General features: G+C 67.9%; 23 protein-coding genes. 14 read left to right on the top strand and 9 right to left on the bottom strand.

What is annotated here, in order from left to right; translation table 11 throughout:
* The first annotated feature begins 234 nt into the window (after positions 1 to 234).
* Together AC1DF4_RS09165 and AC1DF4_RS09160 are read left to right on the top strand one after the other, a co-directional pair.
* Positions 235 to 1,062, top strand: coding sequence for an alpha/beta fold hydrolase (locus AC1DF4_RS09165; RefSeq protein ID WP_476912593.1), 828 nt, complete (start codon positions 235 to 237; stop codon positions 1,060 to 1,062).
* On the top strand, positions 1,059 to 2,027 hold the full coding sequence (locus tag AC1DF4_RS09160) for a sensor domain-containing protein (RefSeq protein WP_476912592.1): 969 nt from the start codon (positions 1,059 to 1,061) through the stop codon (positions 2,025 to 2,027). Before AC1DF4_RS09165 ends, AC1DF4_RS09160 begins: the two co-directional genes overlap by 4 nt.
* A 70-nt stretch (positions 2,028 to 2,097) precedes the next feature.
* Here AC1DF4_RS09160 and AC1DF4_RS09155 read toward each other — a convergent pair whose 3' ends face one another.
* Positions 2,098 to 2,301 carry a hypothetical protein gene (locus AC1DF4_RS09155; protein ID WP_476912591.1) on the bottom strand — a complete coding sequence of 68 codons (204 nt, stop codon included), beginning with the start codon at positions 2,299 to 2,301 and terminating at the stop codon, positions 2,098 to 2,100.
* Between the two features lie 398 nt (positions 2,302 to 2,699).
* On the opposite strand from AC1DF4_RS09155, the gene AC1DF4_RS09150 reads away from it, so the two are divergent.
* Positions 2,700 to 3,383, top strand: a complete 684-nt coding sequence (locus AC1DF4_RS09150; protein ID WP_476912590.1) for a hypothetical protein — start codon at positions 2,700 to 2,702, stop codon at positions 3,381 to 3,383.
* A gap of 82 nt (positions 3,384 to 3,465) precedes the next feature.
* Here the strand turns inward: AC1DF4_RS09150 and AC1DF4_RS09145 are convergent, their stop codons facing one another.
* The 5 genes from AC1DF4_RS09145 to AC1DF4_RS09125 form a co-directional block, all read right to left on the bottom strand.
* Positions 3,466 to 4,380: an alpha/beta fold hydrolase gene (locus AC1DF4_RS09145; RefSeq protein ID WP_476912589.1), complete on the bottom strand. Its 915-nt coding sequence runs from the start codon at positions 4,378 to 4,380 to the stop codon at positions 3,466 to 3,468.
* Between the two features lie 110 nt (positions 4,381 to 4,490).
* A complete protein-coding gene (locus tag AC1DF4_RS09140; protein ID WP_476912588.1) occupies positions 4,491 to 5,780 on the bottom strand; it encodes a cation:proton antiporter domain-containing protein in 1,290 nt (429 codons plus the stop codon).
* Positions 5,771 to 5,950, bottom strand: coding sequence for a hypothetical protein (locus AC1DF4_RS09135; protein WP_476912587.1), 180 nt, complete (start codon positions 5,948 to 5,950; stop codon positions 5,771 to 5,773). Before AC1DF4_RS09135 ends, AC1DF4_RS09140 begins: the two co-directional genes overlap by 10 nt.
* A 182-nt stretch (positions 5,951 to 6,132) precedes the next feature.
* The gene (locus AC1DF4_RS09130; RefSeq protein ID WP_476912586.1) at positions 6,133 to 6,336 is read right to left on the bottom strand and encodes a three-helix bundle dimerization domain-containing protein; all 204 of its coding nucleotides are present in this window, start codon (positions 6,334 to 6,336) and stop codon (positions 6,133 to 6,135) included.
* A 77-nt stretch (positions 6,337 to 6,413) separates the two neighbouring features.
* Positions 6,414 to 6,986, bottom strand: a complete 573-nt coding sequence (locus tag AC1DF4_RS09125) for an MOSC domain-containing protein (protein ID WP_476912585.1) — start codon at positions 6,984 to 6,986, stop codon at positions 6,414 to 6,416.
* Positions 6,987 to 7,090: 104 nt separating this feature from the next.
* Here AC1DF4_RS09125 and AC1DF4_RS09120 point away from each other — a divergent pair, with 104 nt between their 5' ends.
* The 7 genes from AC1DF4_RS09120 to AC1DF4_RS09090 all read left to right on the top strand — a co-directional run bounded on the left by AC1DF4_RS09120 (position 7,091) and on the right by AC1DF4_RS09090 (position 11,245).
* Entirely contained in the window at positions 7,091 to 7,885 is a 795-nt protein-coding gene (locus AC1DF4_RS09120; RefSeq protein ID WP_476912584.1) for an alpha/beta fold hydrolase, read from the top strand.
* A gap of 51 nt (positions 7,886 to 7,936) precedes the next feature.
* Positions 7,937 to 8,302, top strand: coding sequence for an ArsR/SmtB family transcription factor (locus tag AC1DF4_RS09115; RefSeq protein WP_476912583.1), 366 nt, complete (start codon positions 7,937 to 7,939; stop codon positions 8,300 to 8,302).
* 1 nt (position 8,303) lies between these two features.
* Entirely contained in the window at positions 8,304 to 9,284 is a 981-nt protein-coding gene (locus AC1DF4_RS09110; protein WP_476912582.1) for a TIGR03086 family metal-binding protein, read from the top strand.
* Between the two features lie 243 nt (positions 9,285 to 9,527).
* Positions 9,528 to 9,722: a hypothetical protein gene (locus AC1DF4_RS09105; protein WP_476912581.1), complete on the top strand. Its 195-nt coding sequence runs from the start codon at positions 9,528 to 9,530 to the stop codon at positions 9,720 to 9,722.
* Positions 9,723 to 9,818: 96 nt separating this feature from the next.
* Positions 9,819 to 10,193 carry a nuclear transport factor 2 family protein gene (locus AC1DF4_RS09100; protein ID WP_476912580.1) on the top strand — a complete coding sequence of 125 codons (375 nt, stop codon included), beginning with the start codon at positions 9,819 to 9,821 and terminating at the stop codon, positions 10,191 to 10,193.
* Between the two features lie 29 nt (positions 10,194 to 10,222).
* On the top strand, positions 10,223 to 10,600 hold the full coding sequence (locus tag AC1DF4_RS09095) for a DUF6221 family protein (RefSeq protein ID WP_476912579.1): 378 nt from the start codon (positions 10,223 to 10,225) through the stop codon (positions 10,598 to 10,600).
* A 111-nt stretch (positions 10,601 to 10,711) separates the two neighbouring features.
* Entirely contained in the window at positions 10,712 to 11,245 is a 534-nt protein-coding gene (locus tag AC1DF4_RS09090) for a DM13 domain-containing protein (RefSeq protein WP_476912578.1), read from the top strand.
* A gap of 15 nt (positions 11,246 to 11,260) precedes the next feature.
* Here AC1DF4_RS09090 and arfB read toward each other — a convergent pair whose 3' ends face one another.
* Together arfB and AC1DF4_RS09080 are read right to left on the bottom strand one after the other, a co-directional pair.
* Complete coding sequence (arfB, locus tag AC1DF4_RS09085) at positions 11,261 to 11,683, bottom strand: alternative ribosome rescue aminoacyl-tRNA hydrolase ArfB (protein WP_476912577.1); 423 nt, start codon at positions 11,681 to 11,683, stop codon at positions 11,261 to 11,263.
* A gap of 4 nt (positions 11,684 to 11,687) precedes the next feature.
* On the bottom strand, positions 11,688 to 12,485 hold the full coding sequence (locus AC1DF4_RS09080) for a DeoR/GlpR family DNA-binding transcription regulator (protein ID WP_476912576.1): 798 nt from the start codon (positions 12,483 to 12,485) through the stop codon (positions 11,688 to 11,690).
* A gap of 167 nt (positions 12,486 to 12,652) precedes the next feature.
* Here AC1DF4_RS09080 and galT point away from each other — a divergent pair, with 167 nt between their 5' ends.
* Entirely contained in the window at positions 12,653 to 13,807 is a 1,155-nt protein-coding gene (gene galT / locus AC1DF4_RS09075; protein WP_476912575.1) for a galactose-1-phosphate uridylyltransferase, read from the top strand.
* Entirely contained in the window at positions 13,804 to 14,976 is a 1,173-nt protein-coding gene (galK, locus tag AC1DF4_RS09070; protein ID WP_476912574.1) for a galactokinase, read from the top strand. Before galT ends, galK begins: the two co-directional genes overlap by 4 nt.
* 174 nt (positions 14,977 to 15,150) lie before the next feature.
* On the opposite strand, the gene AC1DF4_RS09065 is transcribed toward galK, so the two are convergent.
* Positions 15,151 to 16,182: a LacI family DNA-binding transcriptional regulator gene (locus AC1DF4_RS09065; RefSeq protein ID WP_476912893.1), complete on the bottom strand. Its 1,032-nt coding sequence runs from the start codon at positions 16,180 to 16,182 to the stop codon at positions 15,151 to 15,153.
* 207 nt (positions 16,183 to 16,389) lie between these two features.
* On the opposite strand from AC1DF4_RS09065, the gene AC1DF4_RS09060 reads away from it, so the two are divergent.
* Positions 16,390 to 17,349 carry a carbohydrate ABC transporter permease gene (locus AC1DF4_RS09060; RefSeq protein ID WP_476912573.1) on the top strand — a complete coding sequence of 320 codons (960 nt, stop codon included), beginning with the start codon at positions 16,390 to 16,392 and terminating at the stop codon, positions 17,347 to 17,349.
* Between the two features lie 10 nt (positions 17,350 to 17,359).
* A complete protein-coding gene (locus AC1DF4_RS09055; RefSeq protein WP_476912572.1) occupies positions 17,360 to 18,286 on the top strand; it encodes a carbohydrate ABC transporter permease in 927 nt (308 codons plus the stop codon).
* The last annotated feature ends 6 nt before the right edge of the window (positions 18,287 to 18,292 follow it).

The following is an 18,292-nucleotide window of genomic DNA, read 5'->3' as shown; positions in this document are numbered from 1 at the left end:
GCACCATGACCTGCGACGATGCCTGCACGGAGCCACGACGCCGCCGGGCTACTATGGACCCAACCAGTCGAAATACATCCGACGACGGCCATGTACCGCGGGCAGCGACGTGCCAACAGGGACCAGCCACAGGAACCACCGGACGGACGCACCTGCACCGGCAGCGCGGAAGCGCGGAGGTGTCACTCCGCCGTCGGTCCCGATCGGCTCGCTGAAGCGAGGAAACAAAAAAGAATGAGTTGGCAGATGTCGTCCGGTGCAGCAGCGCGAAACAACGTCCAGGTGTATGGGCCGAAGGATGGCCCGGTCCTGGTGTTCGCCCACGGCTTCGGCACCGACCAGACGATGTGGCACAAAGTACTGCCCTGGTTCACCGACCGCTACCGGGTGGTGCTGCTGGACCACGTGGGGTCCGGCGGCTCCGACCAGTCGGCCTACGATTCGGACACCTATTCCAAGCTGGACGCCTACGTCGATGACCTGCTGGAAGTCTGCGCGGAACTCGGGCTGGAGCACGCCACCCTCATCGGCCACAGCGTCGGGTCCATGATGGCCGTCAGCGCCGCCGTCCGGGACGAAAGCCGCCGCTTCGGCCGTCTGGTCCTGGCCACCGCCTCGCCCAGCTACCTCGACCACCCCGAGGACGGCTACGCGGGCGGCTTCACCCGCCAGGACATCGACGACGTCTTCGAATCCCTGGACGCCAACTACGTCGTCTGGGCCGAGACAATGGCGCCGGTCTACATGAACACACCGCACGCCCCCGACCTGGACCACGAAATCCAAGGCAGCTTCGGGCGGATCAGCCCCCGGGTTGCCCGTGACTTTGCCCGGGTGGCGTTCCTGTCCGATGTCCGGCACCTGCTGGCCGAAGTCACCGTCCCCGTGCTGGTCCTGCAAAGCACCGACGACGTCGTCACACCCGACCACGTGGGAACGTACCTTCACCAGAAGCTCCCCACCAGCACGCTGGTCCGGCTTGCCGCCACCGGCCACTTCCCACAAAGCAGCGCCCCGGAGGAAACGGCCGCCGCCATCCTTGACTTCCTCAAACGGGGATGAGCCAGGTGACCCCGGCCGCCGTCGACTACGGGGAACTCTTCCACCAGGCGCCTGCCGGCTACATCGTGGCGGGCACCGACGGAACCATTCTCGCCGCGAACGCCACCATGTGCGCCTGGGCCGGTGTCCCGGCCGGCGGGCTCGTCGGAAGCCGGCTGCTGGACCTCATGCCGGCGGGCGACCGGCTCATGTACCGGACCCATGCCGGGCCGAAGCTGGAACGCGACGGCGACCTCGCTGAGCTCTCGATCGAAATTCTGGGACCTGACGGGCAACGCCGGCCGGTCCTGCTGTCGATCACCCGGACCGCGGACGGGACGGAGCCGAGGGACCTGATGATCTTTTTCGCCGCCCCCGAACGGCGGCGATACGAACGCGAGCTGGCCAGCGCGCACCGGCAGTTGGAGGACGCAGAAGCGGACCGCGCCAAACTCCTGCGGGAGGCACACCACCGGGCACTCCATGACCCTTTGACGGGACTGCCGAACCGGCGGCGGTTGGAGGAAAGCCTGCTGGCAGCCCTGGCGCGCGCGGGCGAACAGCGGCACCGTGTGGGCCTGCTCTTTTGCGATGTGAACAACTTCAAGCACGTGAACGACACCCTGGGCCATGCGGCGGGGGACCAGGTCCTGGTGCACGTGGCGCGGATGCTCTCCCGGGCCGTGCGCGACGCGGACACGGTCACGCGTTACAGCGGCGACGAGTTCGTGGTCTTGATCCCCCGGCTGGAGCACCCTGCGGAGCTGGACGCGGTGGCCGGCCGCGTCCGGAGCTGCCTGGAGGACGCCGTCACCGTCGCTGGGACCGAGCTCCAACTGGGCATGTCCGTGGGCCGGGCGGATACGGCCGTTTCAGCGGACGCCGGTACGGCCGAACACCAGGAACTGGCCAAGGCGCTGCTGATCGCGGCCGATCACGACATGTACCGGGCCAAGACGGAGATGCGGCGGTCCGCTTCCCGGTGACCTTCGGCTGAAACACGACGACGACGGCGGGAGACTCCCGCCGTCGTCGTGGTGTTGCGTGTGGGTAGTGCTAGAGGTTGACCGTCTCGAGGTTGGCTTCGCCGTTGTTCAGGCTGAGCGTGAACGTGCTGGGGCCGCTGGCGTGGACCGCGATGTTGCTCTTCGGGGTGTTGTGCCGGACCGAGAGGTCGTGGATCAGGGCGTCCAGCTCGTGGTGCATCGTGGAGCGGTCCCAGAGCTTGTGGGTGACAGAGGTGGCAGTTTCAAACGTCATTGTTCAGTGCTTCCATTCGTGAATCCGGGTGTCCGGCTGCCGCACCGATGCGGAGCCGCCGTAGGGGCCAAACCGGGAACGCTCCGGGACCGTTGGCAGCTCTGCGAGCTCACCGGTTTGGCCTCATTGCGTCCACCAGGATGGGTAAAACTGTTGCCGCCGGCCATCTGATCCGCTGCGTGCGCGGAGCGTCGGAGGGGCCAGGGGCTGCTGCGGCGGGACTCTGACGTCCCTGCCGTGCCTTTCCATAGTGCACAGCGCGGCGCGATCGGCTCAAGCTGAATTGGCATTTATTGCCCGTGAGACTCGTCACAGGCGTTGGGGGATCGCAGGCGTCCCCGCCGCCCGGTTATGGTGATGGAGCCGCGCAAGAACCCAAAGGAATCTGAAGGAGCCAGTTGTCCGCCGAAATGTCCGCTGCCCTCGCAGGGCTGGTCCTGATCGCCGTCGAGCTCATCCGGTCAGTACCCGCGCTCCTGCGCGTGCAGCGCACCGGGACCAGCGACGGCGTCAGCGGCCTGAGCCTGGGCGTTCTGGCCGGCACGGGACTCGGCTGGCTGGCGCTGGCGGTGCTGGTCCAGAGCTGGTGGGTGCTGGCGGCCAACATCCTGTGGATCGTCATCCACGCCTTCCTGTGCCGGGAGGTCGCCAGGACCGACGCCCGGAAGAACCGCGAAATTATCCTGGCCGGCACTGGCTCGGCGGTAGCCCTTGCCCTTGCAACGGTCGGAGCCCGGTTCTTTTTGCCGTTTGAGGACGCCCTGGGGCTCATGCTGGGTCTATCGACGCTTTTCTATGCCATCCCGGCGGCGTATGAAGGCCTGGCCAGCGCGTCAACCCGCGGACTGAGCCTGCTGTCCCTCGGCGTGAACACCGTGGAAGGGACCATATATTTCCTGGCCGGAACCGCCGTGCTCAGGATCGCCGAGGCGGGGGACCCTGTGTTCGGCTTCGCCTTCTTCGGGGCAGTCAGCATCGCCTCCAACGGCGTGCGGTTCGTGCGCGTCGCCTACCGGCGGATCAAGCGCCTCGACCTGGTCCTGCCACCGGCGGCCGCGCCGGTCGTCGAGTCCCGGCCGTAGCGCCGCGGACGGACGGGAGCACGACGGCGGGAGGCCCCTGCCGTCGTGCACTTGGATGGTGGGACTGCCCGTCGCTGTCGCCTCACGGTGACCGCAGGTCATCGAGCAACTGTTGCACGTGGTCCGGCTGTTCGATGTTCGCGAAGTGGCCGCAGCGGGGGATCGTCACCATCCGGACGTGCGGGACCACATCGGCCAGCCGGGCCAGATCGGACGGAGGCGTGAACACGTCGCTGTCCCCGCGGGTCGCCAGCACCGGACAGAGGATCCCGCGCCACGGAGCAAAATCGTAGTGCGCCGCGGCCTCGGCAGCAGCGCAGAAGCCTGCGGGCCGGGCATTGCGGCCAAGGCCGCGGATCACGCTTTTGGAAAGGGCTGCGGGGTTCGCGAAGAACGGGGACAACAGCAGTCCCATCGCAGGTGTGGCACGGACTGCGCGGACCAGCGCCGACCCTGCCGGGCCGAGGGCCGTCACGGAACGCATGAGCAGCAGCATGCCGGCGAACGCCGGGAATCCGGACAGGCCGCGCAGTGGCCGACGGGCTGCTTCGGCCACGCCGAAGGTCGTAGCAGAGATGGCGGCTACGCTGGCGGTCCGCTCCGGCGACGTCGCGGCAATGTGCAACGCCAGGAACCCTCCCATGGAGTGGCCCACCAGGTTCCATCGCAGGTAACCGAGCGAGTTCAGTACGTCGGTGACAGCGCGGGCCATCGCCTCGATGCTGAATTGTTCGAGCCGCGCGCCCTTCGTGGATTCGCCCCAGCCCGGCAGATCGATCAGCACCCGCGCCCGGGTCTGTGCGCCGGAAAGCAGCGGGACGAAGTCAGTCCAGGATCCCGCGGCGCCGTGAAGGTAGACATCCGCTGTTCCGGACGTGGGAGGCGGGCCCTCGATGCCCTTCTGGACACGCACCGTGCAGGGGCCCATTTCCGTGGGAAAGACATACCGGCACAGCGTGGCCGCTTCCTTGGCAGCGGTGTTCTCCTGAACACTCATGGTCACCTCCTGTCGTGGTCTCAGAAGGTGATTCGGAGCCGCAGGCGTTCCGGACCGCCGTACGGGCGCGTCGCCGTCGGACCCGCCGGACCGGCCGGGCGGATCCGGGCTCAGCGACGGCGCCATGTCGGCCACAACCGCGGAACGACGGTGTGCTTGCGGCTCAAGCCCCGGGCGGGCGAGGGAGTGACCGGCACCGGACCGCCGGGCTCCGGGCCAGCGGCGGCCCGTCCGTAGCGGGCGGCCAGCGGCGCGGCGCTGATGCCGTGGGCCAGGACGCTGAGCAGGACGGTGGCGGTGATGACGCCCACCGCTTCGTCTGACACTGGCCCGAGGGTTTCCAGCGCCAGCAGTGCGAACACGAGCGAAGCCAGGCCGCGCGGACCGAACCACCCCACGAAAAGGATGGTCTTGCGGTCGAGGCCGGCACCCATCGAGGCGAGGGCCACCGGCAGCATGCGCACCACCGTGAGGCTGAGCACCGCATAGACCAGAGTCAGGGGGACAAAGTTCGCCAGCATGGTCGGAACGGAGATGGCTCCGAAAGCGAGCCACACCAGCAGGGAGGCCAGTCCGCCCATCTGCTCGACGAAGACCAGTTCCGCCGGTCCCCGCTGGCCGGCGCACGTACCGAACGCCAGGCCGGCGCAGAACGCTGCGACGAACCCGTTGCCGCCCACCGCGAGGGCGGCGGTGTAAGCGAGCAGGCTCAGGGCAAGGACTCCGATGCCGACAAAGTCCTCGGCGGCGGCCCCGTGCCGGCGGGCCAGCTGAAGCAGCCACCCGCCCAGGGCTCCGGCTGCTGCGCCGACGCCGGCGCCGACGAGCAGCGCGACGGCGGCGCTGCCGGGAGCGGCGGCGCTCTCCAGTCCTGCTGCGGCGGCCGCGCCGGCGATGGCGACCATAACCACCGGGGTGGCGATGCCGTCGTTGAGGCCGCTCTCCACCGTGATCAGCTGGCGGATTCGTGACGGCACCGCCGGGTTCGTGACTACGGGGATCCCGAGGGCGGCGTCGGTGGGCGCCAGTGCGGCGCCGACGAGGAGGGCCAGCCACAGCCCGAACTGGGGGAAGAACCAGAAGGCCAGGGCCCACCCGAACACTATTGTCAGCGGCAGGCCGACCCCCAGCAGCCGCACGTAACGGCCCACGTCACGGCGCAGCTGCTGGAGGGGCAGGCGGGCGGCGTCGGAGAAAAGCACCCATACCAGGGTGACCTCGACCACTGGGGTGACGGCCTCCGGGGGCGAGGCGCCATCGACCATCCCGGACCAGGCCATGGCCGCGCCGACAGCGGTGAACACCACGGGAGCGGTCAGGTCCGCCTGCTGAAGCCGTGCGGAAACCAGTGCCCACACGAACAGCGTGGCGGTGATGAGGACTAGGGCCGTCAGCTCCATGTCGGATCTGTGCCTCCGTAGTGAACGAGGTTGAGGGCGTTCTTGCGGTGGCGGGGCCGCACGGCGTCGATCTTTCCGCCGCTGCTTGTTTTGGCGTGCTTGACGTTGCGCCGGAGCCTGATGACTTCTTCAAGCAATGCGCGCAGTTCTTCGATCTCCGCGCTGGACACGAGTTTTACTCCTGCGGGTCGTCCTTCGTTCCAGTCCGGGCGTGCCGGAACTGGCCATGCTCAATTTTAGGCGGGGTGGACCTGCCGGGGCCCGTGTCCAAAGTCCCTTGGGGCGGCGCAGGCCTTCGGGTGAGAACCCCGAATACTCTCCTCAGAGGGGCTGAGCCGCCGACTGGGATCGTCTAGTTGTTGAGCTCACGGTGGAGCCGGGTCCGGGCACTGTTTTCGACCAGCGTCGGGATGTAGATTCTGATCCGCCCTGTGTCTAAAGAGTCGTATTCCTCGGCTACTATCCCTTCAATCCGGTGCCGGGGCGCCTCGGGGAAGCGGGAGGCGAGGCGCTCGGCAACCTTACGGATGGTCGGTTCCCTCTCGGCATCGCTCATTTGTTCAGTGTGATTCAAGTCGATTCCGGCGTCAATCAAATGAGCGCCGGCGGAATCGGCCCTGAGACCGTGAAACGCTACGGCAGCCGCGACGGCCGCAGCAGGCTGGGCGTGCCGGCGCGAGCAGGGTCGAGCTCCACCGGGCTGACCAGCACGGCCGGGCCGCGGTGCAGCGGGCCGTCCGAAAGCGGCTGGCAGCGCACGCCTCCCCGTCCGCGCATGGCCGCGTGCGCTCCGGGGGCAAGCATCTGGTCCATCCAGGCACACGGGTGGGCCGGCCGCCCCGCCCGGAGCCGCACCAGATCCCCGCCCGACTCCAGGGCGAAGTCGTGACCCAACAGGGGAGCCAATGGTGCGCCCCGGAGAACCACATTGCGCCGGGTCAGGAGCGGGTCAAAGGGCCCGACGCCGAGCTCCGCGGCCATCGCCTCGAGGGCTTCGACCGCGATCAGGGTGACGGCCGCATCCATGTGCGCCGCCTTGCTGAAAAACCGGTCGCCGACGATCCCCTTGCCGGCCACCAGCTCCGCCCGGTCCGCATCCGTCGTCGGGACGTCCGCTGCGCCCTCGCGGGCGCGGCCGAAGTACGCGTGCGCGGGCGACACGAGGAGATGCAGAATCTCGACGTCGTACCTGTAGCTTGCCGTCATGTCCTCAAACTATCCTCCCGGGCAGCGGACGGCACCTTGGCGCGGGACCGCACTTCCGGGCAGAGGGCCGCCAAGGCGCAATCGGTGAGGCGTACCCTGAGCCTATGGACTCCGAGGTCCGGAATCTGCGGCTCACCACAGGCATCACGGTGCCGTGCCTCGTCCAGGGCAGCGCAGATGCGCGGCCACTGTTGCTCTTGCATGCATGGGGCGAATCCCGCCGAAGCTTCGACCGCCTTGTGCCGCGGCTGACTGGCTTCAGGGTCTATGCGCCCGACCTTCGGGGCCAGGGCGACGCCGACAAACCGGCGGACGGGTATTCGCTGGCGGAACAGGCCGCGGATGCCGCCGCAATCCTGGATGCCCTCAACGTGCAGAGGGCCTTCGTTCTGGGCTCCTCCAGTGGCGGCTACGTGGCCCAGCAGCTGGCTGTCGGGCACCCGGAGCGCGTCGCGGCGCTTGTACTGGTGGGCTCTCCCTTGAGCCTGCGGGCCCGGCCCGCTTTCACGGAAGAGGTCGATCGCCTCACGGACCCCATCGACGAGGACTGGGTGCGGAATTCGCTGTCCTGGTTTCCCTTGCTGCATGCAGTGCCGAGGTGGTTCATCGAGGACCGGGTGCAGGACGGTGTCAGGATGCCGGCGCACGCGTGGAGGCGCATTCTGGAAGGCCTGTTCGCCGCCACACCGCCCACCGAGTCCGGAACGATTCATGCCCCCACGCTGATCCTGTGGGGAGCCCACGACGGCGTGCTGCCGCGGCGGCACCAGGAGGCCCTGGCGGCACGAATAGCGGGCGCCGAGTTGAAGGTCTATCCCGCCGTCGCGCACCTGGTTCTCTGGGAGTGCCCTGAGCAGGTGGCTGAGGATGCGACGAAATTCTTGAGCTCCGTCGACTGAGGCCGGCAGGAGCTCTTGCGCAATGCGTTAGCGTACACTAACGTATTATCTGTGCTGGATGCCCTGGAGATCGCCGCGGAGCCGAACCGCCGTCGGCTGCTGCATCTTCTGGCACGCAGCGAACAGTCGGTGGGGGAGCTGGCCGCCCACTTCACGGTCAGCCGCTCCGCTGTCTCCCAGCACCTGCTGTTGCTGGAGCAGGCAGGCCTGGTGACTGCGCGCAAGGAGGGACGGAACAGGTACTACCGCCTCGACCCCGTGGGCATGGGCAGGCTTCGGGATCTCGTCGAGCAGTTCTGGACCAACGAACTTGACCTGCTGGCGTCCGACGCCGAAGCACTGGCCCGCCAGCGTCCCGGACCCCCGCAACACCACCGGACCCAGCCGGATACTTCCCCTCAAGATAAGGACCCTTAACATGAGCTTCGATAAGACAATCCACCTGCCCGTCGGTGCCGACGAGGCGTTCGCGCTCATCACGGAGCCGGAACGCCTGCGCCGATGGCAGGCCGTGGCGGCCCGGGTGGACCTGCGGATCGGCGGCGAATACCGCTGGACGGTCACCCCCGGCCACCACGCCGCCGGCACGTTCCAGGAGATCGAGCCGGGCAAGCGCATCGTCTTCACCTGGGGCTGGGAATCCGGGATGGACCTGGCGCCCGGCGCGTCCACCGTGACGATCACCCTGGAGCCCGAAGCCGACGGCACCTCGTTGCGCCTGGTGCACGAGGGACTCACGCCCGAACAGGCCGCTGCCCATGCCGAGGGCTGGAACCACTATCTGGACCGCCTGCTGGCCGAAACGTCATCCGCGACCGGCGCTGGGCCGGACGAGTGGTCCGCGGCTCCGGATCCGATCGATCACTTCAGTGCCGCCGATGCCTCCCTCGCCGTGCTCCTGGGCGTGCTGCGCAAGCTCACCCCGGAAGACCGGGAGAAAGCCACTCCCTGCGAGGAGTTCACCGCCCACGAACTGCTCGGGCACCTGGCCGGGTCGCTCAAGCAGATCGGCGGCGCGCTTGGCGCTGATGTGGCGGACGACGCCGAAGCAGCCCCCGAGGTGCGCATCGCCGGACTCGCACAGCCCACCCTTGAAGCGTTCACCCGCCGCGGCATCGAAGGCACCATCGACATGGGCTTCGCGGAACTTCCCGCCACCGTGGTGGCCGGCATCCTCAACCTGGAACTGCTGGTGCATGCCTGGGACTTCGCGACGGCCGCCGGCCAGGAACTCGTGGTCTCCGACGTCGTCACCGACTACGTCGAGAGCCTCGCCCAGGTGACCATCTCCGATCAGGTCCGCGCCAGCGGGAGCTTCGCGGCCGCGGCCCCGGTGACCGAGACGGCCGGCAGCCTGGAGCGACTGATCGCGTTCACCGGCCGGTCCGTCACCGCCTGAGATTCTTCCCGACCGCACCGACCAAGCACTCCGCGTTTCTCCCGGCGGCGCCACGGCGCCGAGCCAGCGTGAGGTCGCCGGATACAGCATCCTCGAGGCGGAGAACCTCGAGGGTGATTGCCGCCGCTGCCCCACAGCGGCGGTAATCACCCCAACCTCACAGAAGCCGGACCCCCATGCCCACCCTTGACCCGAGCCGCACCTTCAACCTGAAAATCAAGGGGTTCGCGCCGTCGGCCCGGCTTGCGTGGGGGTGACTCGCTTGGAACCCGCGTCTACAGCCTCACCGAGACCAACGACGGGCAGACCCGCTTCGAGATGGTCGAACGCATCGGCGGACCGGTGTTCCCGCTCTTCGCGAAAAAGATCCCCTCTTTCGATGCCAGCTTCGCCCAGTTCACCGCTGACCTGAAATCCACAGCCGAACGGGCCCGCTGACCGCACTGGCGGTGTTGCGGGCGGCTTCCTCCTATGGCGCAAACCACGCGTCCGGGCGCAAAATGCGAGACATCAACGGAGAGGAACGTGAGGACTGTGGAATCTGCAAACGAGAAGGTAGTCAAACGGCTGATCGGGTGCATCAATGACCGTCGGGTAGAGCTCATGGATGAGCTGTTCCACGACGACGCGGTGATGAACTGGCCGCAATCCGGAGAACTGGTCCGCGGCGCCGAGAACCGGCGGGGCATCTACAACGCGTTCCCGCAACTGCCGACCATCACGCCCCGCAGGCTGGTCAGCGGCGGGGACCTGGTGGTCCTCGAGGCGTCACTGGACTACGAGGGTCCGACGTATGAAACGGTCTTTATCTTCGAATTCCGGGACGGCAAGATTGCCACGGAGACTGCGTACTGGAGTGAAGCCTTCGAGGCGCCGGCCTGGCGCGCCCAGTGGGTGGAAAAGACCTAGCGAGGAGATCAGGGCCGGATGACATCGTCATGCATGAGACTGCGGGTGCAATGATGGTCGCCATGAATATCGTCGAGTTCCTGGAAGCGCGCATCGCGGAGGAAGAAGCAGCCATCCGGGATGGCATATTCGTTCTCGGTACGTCCGATCTCCCGGAAGACGGAAGCGACGGCAAGGGTTCCCTGGGCGAGCGGATGGAGGAGGAGTGCGCACAGAAGCGGGCCATCATCGCCAGCTGGAAACAAGCTGCCGCGGAGGAGGGAATCGAGGATCCCGCGGACGCTGAAGGGACGGTTGCCGTTGCCCGCCGGGCCATGCTGACCATATTGGCCGGGTCCTATCGGGAGCACCCGGACTACGATCCGGGTTGGTCGCCGGATCTGCCCACAGACGTGCCGGCTGAATAACCCGCTGCGACGCTGTCAGGGTATGACCCGAATGACCCGCCGGACTCGTCAGGTGGTGCGGGCCCGGGTGGCCGTCCGGAACTTCGATATCGGCCCGGTCGTTCCAAGGGCATGATCAGGCGCTTCGGTATTCCGGCTGCCGTCCTGCTGGCCGCCATGGCAGTCGCCGTCGGGCTGTATCTGTTCCAGCCGTGGCGGATCTTCACGAGTTCAACCGTGAGCGAGGACGTGCCGTCCGCTGCCCCGCAGACCAGCCAGCCCGCGGGACCCTCCGGCAAGCCCACGTCGACCGCCCCGCGTGAACTCGCCACGGGCAAATTGATCAGCCATGAACATTCCAGCTCGGGATCCGCGAAAATCCTCGAACTTCCCGATGGGAGCCGCGTCCTGAGGCTCGAAGGTCTCGATACCTCCGACGGTCCGGACCTCCGGGTGTGGCTCAGCGACGCCCCGGTGATCGAAGGACCGGCCGGGTGGTACCTCTTCGATGACGGGGCGCACCTCGATCTGGGTGCGCTCAAAGCTAACAAAGGCGATCAGAACTATCAGATCCCGCCCGGAGCGAACCTGGCCGACTACAGCTCCGTCAGTATCTGGTGCGCGCGATTCGCGGTCTCCTTTGCCGCCGCCGAGCTGACGGGCTAGGCCTACCGGACGGGGCTACTCGGCGGACGGCCGCTTGCGCTGCAGTTTCGTCGCCGCCCGCTGTCCCTTTGCCGCGAGGCGCCGCTGCTTCGATCCCCGGGTGGGTTTGGTCGCACGGCGGCGGGCAGCTTCGGGAGCGAGGCCCTCCGCCACAAGGTCGGCAAGCTTGGCCAGGGCCATCTCGCGATTGCGCAGCTGAGAGCGCCGTTCGGACGCAGTCACTGTGATCACCCCGGCGACGAGGCGCCGTCCGAGCCGTGTCGCCAGCAGCAGCCGTTGCTCGTCCGAAAGCGCCGCTGAGGCGGCGATGTTCCACGAGAGTTCGACGCGGCTGTCCGACGTGTTGACGTGTTGGCCGCCGGGCCCGGACGAGCGCGAGAACCGCCAGCCGAGTTCCGACGCGGGAATCGTGAGCGCGGGTGACACCTCCAGATCCATGGAACTAGCGTTGCACGATATTGGTCGGTTCACCGCCGGGCGCCAGCCGCAACCTGCCCACCCGCTCAGCCAGGATCCGCCGCGCCTCCCCGGGAAGGCCCTCGTCGCTGATGAGCTCGTCCGCCTCCTCCAGGCCGGCGATGGTGCTGATGCCGAAGGTGCCCCACTTCGTGTGGTCGGCCAGGACCACCACCCGGCGGGCCGCAGCCACGAAGGCCCGATCCGTCTCGGCTTCCAACACGTTGGGCGTCGTAAAACCAGCGTCGGCATCCACGCCGTGGACGCCCAGGAACAGCACGTCCAGGTGCAGCTGTTTGAGGGCCGACGTGGCCAGCGGCCCCACCAGTGCGTCCGAGGGCGTGCGCTCACCGCCCGTCAGGATCACCGTGGACGGGGACGAACTCTGGTGGAAGACGTCGGCCACGCGCACCGAGTTGGTCACCACGGTGATCCGGGGGCCGGCGGACAGCAGCTGCGCCAGCGCCCACGTGGTGGTGCCAGCGCTGAGGCCCACCGCCATACCCTCGCGCACCTGGGCCGCGGCCTCATGCGCGATCGCCATCTTTTCTTCCTGCAGCTGAGTCGCCTTCAACTCGAAGCCGGGCTCGTGGGTACTGACCGCGCCGGGCAGCTTTGCCCCGCCGTGGATCTTCTCCACGGCCCCCGCCGCGTCCAGGGCATCGATGTCCCGCCGGACGGTCATGAGGGACACGCCCAGCACCCGGGCGAGGTCCGCGACGCGGACGATCCGCTCGCGCTGGACCTCCGCGATGATGGCGGAGTGGCGTGCTGCGGCGAGCATTCTGCGTCCTTCGTGGGGTGCCGGCGGGGATTCGGGGGAGCGGGAAGCAATGACTGCCCGGGCTTCCTGCTACATATCCTAGTGTCCGGACCCGCGAAGCGCACACACTTCTTGCTTCATTTTGTGCTCTATTGTTTGAAAATGTTTTCTCGTGTACAACTGAACCCATGACGCGAACCACCATGACCCGCCTGGCCGACGGCCGGGAGATCCTCTATTTTGACGACGCCGGGTCCGCCGGGCGGCCCGCCGCCTCCCTCGTGGACCACCGCGAGCTGCCCGCCCGCCCGGAACCAGGCCAGCTGCGCTTCGATGCGCTCAGCGGCGAATGGGTGGCCGTCGCCGCTCACCGGCAGTCACGCACGCATCTGCCGCCGGCGGACCAGTGCCCCATCTGCCCGACGACGCCGGCCAACCGGACCGAGATTCCGGCGCCGGACTACGACGTCGCCGTCTTTGAGAACCGCTTCCCTTCCCTGGGCCCGGCCACGCACGATGTCCCGCCGGAGCCGGGCTGGGGGACCGCCGCGCCCGCCGTCGGCCGCTGCGAGGTGGTGGCCTTCACCCCGCGGCACACCGGGTCCTTCGCCGAGCTGGGCTGGCAGCGCACCCGCACGGTGATCGACGCCTGGGCCCACCGCACGGAGGCGCTCAGCGCGCTGCCCGGCATCCAGCAGGTCTTCCCGTTCGAAAATCGCGGCGCCGAAATCGGCGTCACCCTGCACCACCCGCACGGGCAGATCTACGCCTACCCCTACGTCACGCCCCGCGCCGCGGTCCTGGCCGCCGCGGCCGGCGAATACTCCGCCACGTCCGACGGCGGGGAGACGCTCACGTCCTCCCTGCTGCGGGCCGAACGCAATGACGGCAGCCGCATGGTGCTCGAGGGCGAACACTTCAGCGCCTACGTTCCCTTCGCGGCGCGGTGGCCGCTCGAGGTTCATCTGGTCCCGCACCGCCAGGTACCGGATCTCGCCGCCCTGAACGGCGCAGAACGCGACGAGTTGGCCGGGCTGTACCCGGAACTCTTGAAGCGTTTCGACGCCCTCTACCCGACGCCGACCCCGTACATCGCGGCCTGGCACCAGGCCCCGCTGGAGCCTGCCCTGCGCCGGGACGGCCATCTGCACCTGCAGCTGACCTCGCCCCGACGCGCCGCGGACAAGCTCAAGTACCTGGCCGGCTCCGAGGCCGCCATGGGAGCCTTCATTAACGACACCACCCCGGAATCCGTCGCCGCCCGGCTGCGGGAGGTGGCCAGTGAAGCGCCAGCCGGCGCGGCCACGCTCACCACCCTGACCCCGGAAGGCGCCCCCGCATGAACACCACCACATGCATGGACGCCGGGACCGGCGCCCTGGCAGGCCGGTTCGAGGCCACGTTCGGCACAGCCCCGCACGGCGTCTGGGCCGCCCCCGGCCGGGTGAACCTGATCGGCGAGCACACCGACTACAACGAGGGCTTCGTCCTGCCCTTCGCGATCGACAAGCGGGCCAGGACCGCCGTCCGCCTTCGCGGCGACAGCAGCATCCGCCTGCTGTCCACCTTTGGCGGCCAGGGGCTCGTCGAGGCCGACGACGCCGCCCTGGCGCCGGGCGCCGTCGAAGGCTGGGCCAAGTATCCGCTGGGGGTGGTGTGGGCCCTGCAGCAGCGTGGCATCGACGTCCCCGGTTTCGACCTCCTCCTCGATTCCGACGTCCCGCTCGGGGCGGGGTTGTCCTCCTCGCACGCGATCGAGTGCGCCGTCGTCACGGCCCTGAACGAGCTCACCGGCGCCGGGCTCACCGCGGAGGAAATGGTCATGCTCACCCACCATGCCGAAAACGCCTTCGTCGGTGCGCCCACCGGCATCATGGACCAGTCGGCGTCGCTGCGTGGCGCCAGCGGGCATGCGGTGTTCCTCGACTGCCGCGACCAGTCCGTGGAGCTCGTCCCGTTCCGGGCGCAGGACGCCGGGCTCGTCCTGCTGGTGGTCGACACGAAGGTGGCGCATTCCCACGCCGACGGCGGTTACGCCTCCCGCCGCGCGTCCTGCGAGCTTGGCGCCGAGGTCCTGGGCGTCAAAGCACTGAGGGACGTCGCCGTCGCCGACCTCGAGGAGGCCAGCGGCCTGCTCGATCCGGTCACGTTCCGGCGGGTCCGGCACGTCGTCACCGAAAACGCCCGCGTGCTGCAGGCTGTGGACACCCTCCGGTCCCACGGCCCAGCCCGCATCGGCCACCTCCTCGATGACAGCCACGCCTCCATGCGGGACGACTTCGAGATCTCCTGCCCGGAGCTCGACCTTGCCGTGGACACGGCCCGCGGCCACGGCGCCATCGGTGCACGCATGACCGGCGGCGGCTTCGGCGGCTCGGCGATTGCCCTCACGCCGGTGCGGTACGAGCGGCAGGTCCGCGACGCTGTCGTGCGTGCCTTCGCGGAAGCCGGGTTCACCGCTCCGGACATCTTCACTGTCACGCCGGCCGCCGGGGCGGAGCGCCTGTCCTGACGTCGGCTGCTCCCCACCCGCCCCCTCGCCTCGCAAGCTCGGCCAGGGAACCCTGCCGGCGTGGGCCCAAGCGGCCCCCTCGCCTCGCAGGCTCGGCCAGGGAACCCTGCCGGCGTGGGCCCAAGCGGCCCTTTAGACCCCTCAACAGGGCCGTTATGGAGCAGTCGATGGGGTTTAAGCGGGACAGCCGCAGGACTGCCGGATCCGCAGTTCGGTGGGGAACGTGCGGTGCTCCGCCGGTTCGCCGCGGCGCGCGCCGAGGAGTGCGCCGACGGCGGCTTCCGCCATCACCCGGACCGGCTGCTCCACGGTCGTCAGGGCGGGCCAGCTGTATTCGGCCTCGGCAGAGCCGTCGAAGGAAGTCAGTGCAATGTCGCCCGGCACGCTCAGTCCGGCCTCATGGATGGCGCGCAGGATGCCGATCGCCTGCATGTCCGAACTGGCAAAGATGGCCGTGGGCCGGTCCGCCGAGGCAAGCAGCCTGCGGCCGACGGCGTACCCGCCCTCCCGGCTGAACGGCCCGCGGACAATGGGCCCCTCCGGCAGCCCTGCCGCCGCAAGCGCCTGCAGCCAGCCCTCTTCACGGAGATCGTAATCGTGGCCCGTGTTGGTGCCCATGGCGAGGGCGATGCTGGTGTGCCCGTGCCCGATCAGGTGATCCACCGCCATCCCCGCCCCGGCTGCCAGGTCCACGCCCACACTGTTGAATCCGGGTGACTTGCCGCCATGGTTCAGGAGCACTGCGGGAATCTCCGCCGATTCGAGGGCCGCGAGGTCGGGTTCGAACAGCACGCTGGCGAGCACCACCCCGTCCACCTGGCGCGAGGCGAGGTTGCGGATGTTCCGGCGCTCCTTGGAGAGGTTGCCGTCCGAGTTGGTCAGCAGCAGGGCGTAGCCGAGCTCGGCCGCGGCGTCCTCGACGGCGTGGGCCAGCAGCGAAAAGAACGGGTTGGTGTTGTCCGGGATGACCAGGCCGATGGTCTCACTGGAGCCCAGCTTGAGCGCGCGGGCGGCCGCGTTGGGCCGGTAGCCCAGAATGCGGATGGCATCCTGGACCTTCGCCTCGGTGGCCGGGGCCACCTTCTTCGGGCCGCCGTTGACGACATAGCTGACGACGGCGGTGCTCACCCCGGCGTAGCGGGCGACGTCCTTGCGGGTCACCGGGCCGCGGGGGGTGTGTACTGCCGAGGTCGTCATGGCTTCCATGCTAGCCACAGGGCCGATCGCTCACGGGACGCCTCTCGAGATGGACATTTCAGACAGTGTCCCATGGCTATCTACTCGAGTCAATGATTACTGGCCGGTACGAGATTACCGCAGGAACAGCAGGGTAATTTCCTTGCCTGCTCGAATCTACTCGTGTAGATTCGAGTCCAGCTGTTACCCACATCACACCATCAGGAAGAGTCAACGATGACTACCATCACCAAACTTCCGGATCCCGTGGCTGGCGGATCCAAGCCCCAGCACCGCGGGAAAACCCTCCTCCGGGCCGGTCGCGGACGCCGCCTCGGAGACCTGAAGATTGCCCTGCTGTTCATCGCCCCGGCGATGATCGGGTTCATCTTTTTTTATGTCGTCCCGACCATCCGCGGCGTGTACCTGAGCTTCACGGAGTACAACATCCTCGGAGATCCGGAATGGGTGGGGCTGGACAACTACACGGCGATCGCCAAGGACCCGCTCTTCTGGAACTCCCTGGCCGTCACGGGCCAGTACGTCCTCATCAACATCGCCCTCCAGACGGCACTCGCCCTGGGCCTCGCCCTCCTGATGCACCGGATCGCGAAATCCACGCTCATCCGCGGCGCCCTGCTCCTGCCCTACCTGATGTCGAACGTCATCGCGGCTCTGCTCTGGTTCTGGATGCTCGACTACCAGATCGGTGTGGTCAACCAGTTCATCGAGTGGGCAGGTCTGCCCCGCGTGGCGTTCTTCGGCAGCGAGGAGTGGGCCATCCCCACCCAGGCCCTGATTAACACCTGGCGCCACATGGGCTACACCGCGCTGCTGATCTTCGCCGGCCTGCAGGCCATTCCGGGTCACCTCTACGAAGTGGCCAAGCTGGACGGGGCCTCACCGTTCCAGACCTTCCGCAAGATCACCATCCCGCTCCTGCGCCCCGTCCTGGTCCTGGTCCTCGTCGTGACAGTAATCGGCTCATTCCAGGTCTTCGACACGGTTGCCGTCACCACCCAGGGCGGACCGGTCAACGCCACCCGCGTCATCCAGTACTACATCTACCAGCGCGCCTTCACCGAGTCGGACTTCGGATACGGATCCGCCATCGCCGTCATTCTCTTCCTCATCCTCGCTCTCGTGGCCTTCATCCAGATGAAGTTCCTCAAGGGCAACGAGTCGGACCTGGACTAAGGAGTCCCGCATGACCACCACCACCAGCCGCGCACCGCTGCCGGCCCCAGCCCGCCGCCGTCGTCCGTTCAACCCCCGCCGCGCGGGTGCATGGGCCCTCCTGGTCCTGGCCATCGCCGTCTCCGTCCTCCCGTTCCTCTGGGTGCTGCGCACGGCACTGTCCACCAACGGGTCCCTGGCTGCCCAGTCAGCCAGCCTGCTTCCCGCGGACTTCACTTTCGGCGCCTTTATGCGGGTGTTCGGGCTGCAGAGCCCGGAGGATGCCATCGCCGAGGGCGGTTCGGGGGCCGCGATCGACTTCTGGCTCTACCTGCGGAACTCCCTTATCTTCTCCTCCATCACCACCGCCGGGGCGGTGTTCTTCAGCGCGCTGGCTGCCTACGCCTTCGCCCGGCTGCGCTGGAGGGGCCGGAACTTTGTGTTCAGCCTGTTCCTGGGCACCATGCTGGTCCCGCCGATCTTCACGGCCCTGCCCAACTTCCTGCTGATCAAGAACCTGGACCTGCTCAACACGATGCTCGGCATGGTCCTTCCCTATGTCTTTATGACGCCGTTCGCCATCTTCTTCCTGCGCCAGTTCTTCCTGAACATGTCCCGCGAGGTCGAAGAGGCCGCCATGCTCGACGGCGCCAAGCACCTGCGCATCTTCTTCCAGATTGTCCTCCCCAACGCCGCAGCGCCCATCGCCACACTGGCACTGCTCACCTTCATCGGCCAGTGGAACGAATATTTCTGGCCGCTGCTCGTCGGATCCCAGGAGGACGTCCGCGTCCTGCAGGTAGGCCTCGGCGTCTTCAAATCGCAGTCCCCGCAGGGCGCCCCGGACTGGTCAGGCCTCATGGCCGCAACCCTGGTGTCGGCACTGCCCGTCCTCATCCTCTTCGCCGCCTTCGGCAAGAAGATCGTCAACTCCATCGGCTTCTCCGGCATCAAATAAGCACCC

Source organism: Arthrobacter sp. 05N429 (assembly GCF_056397045.1).
This window is presented reverse-complemented; position numbering and strand designations above follow the sequence as displayed.

Bases quoted from the DNA above. Each gene is read 5' to 3' on its own strand.
- AC1DF4_RS09080 (WP_476912576.1), bottom strand. From the start codon at position 12,485: ATGCTCGCCGCAGCACGCCACTCCGCCATCATCGCGGAGGTCCAGCGC.
- AC1DF4_RS09120 (WP_476912584.1), top strand. From the start codon at position 7,091: ATGGACTCCGAGGTCCGGAATCTGCGGCTCACCACAGGCATCACGGTG.
- AC1DF4_RS09140 (WP_476912588.1), bottom strand. From the start codon at position 5,780: ATGGAGCTGACGGCCCTAGTCCTCATCACCGCCACGCTGTTCGTGTGG.
- AC1DF4_RS09125 (WP_476912585.1), bottom strand. From the start codon at position 6,986: ATGACGGCAAGCTACAGGTACGACGTCGAGATTCTGCATCTCCTCGTG.
- AC1DF4_RS09060 (WP_476912573.1), top strand. From the start codon at position 16,390: ATGACTACCATCACCAAACTTCCGGATCCCGTGGCTGGCGGATCCAAG.
- AC1DF4_RS09160 (WP_476912592.1), top strand. From the start codon at position 1,059: ATGAGCCAGGTGACCCCGGCCGCCGTCGACTACGGGGAACTCTTCCAC.
- galT (WP_476912575.1), top strand. From the start codon at position 12,653: ATGACGCGAACCACCATGACCCGCCTGGCCGACGGCCGGGAGATCCTC.
- AC1DF4_RS09095 (WP_476912579.1), top strand. From the start codon at position 10,223: ATGCATGAGACTGCGGGTGCAATGATGGTCGCCATGAATATCGTCGAG.
- AC1DF4_RS09165 (WP_476912593.1), top strand. From the start codon at position 235: ATGAGTTGGCAGATGTCGTCCGGTGCAGCAGCGCGAAACAACGTCCAG.
- AC1DF4_RS09065 (WP_476912893.1), bottom strand. From the start codon at position 16,182: ATGGAAGCCATGACGACCTCGGCAGTACACACCCCCCGCGGCCCGGTG.
- AC1DF4_RS09155 (WP_476912591.1), bottom strand. From the start codon at position 2,301: ATGACGTTTGAAACTGCCACCTCTGTCACCCACAAGCTCTGGGACCGC.
- AC1DF4_RS09130 (WP_476912586.1), bottom strand. From the start codon at position 6,336: ATGAGCGATGCCGAGAGGGAACCGACCATCCGTAAGGTTGCCGAGCGC.
- AC1DF4_RS09110 (WP_476912582.1), top strand. From the start codon at position 8,304: ATGAGCTTCGATAAGACAATCCACCTGCCCGTCGGTGCCGACGAGGCG.
- AC1DF4_RS09055 (WP_476912572.1), top strand. From the start codon at position 17,360: ATGACCACCACCACCAGCCGCGCACCGCTGCCGGCCCCAGCCCGCCGC.
- arfB (WP_476912577.1), bottom strand. From the start codon at position 11,683: ATGGATCTGGAGGTGTCACCCGCGCTCACGATTCCCGCGTCGGAACTC.
- AC1DF4_RS09145 (WP_476912589.1), bottom strand. From the start codon at position 4,380: ATGAGTGTTCAGGAGAACACCGCTGCCAAGGAAGCGGCCACGCTGTGC.
- galK (WP_476912574.1), top strand. From the start codon at position 13,804: ATGAACACCACCACATGCATGGACGCCGGGACCGGCGCCCTGGCAGGC.
- AC1DF4_RS09090 (WP_476912578.1), top strand. From the start codon at position 10,712: ATGATCAGGCGCTTCGGTATTCCGGCTGCCGTCCTGCTGGCCGCCATG.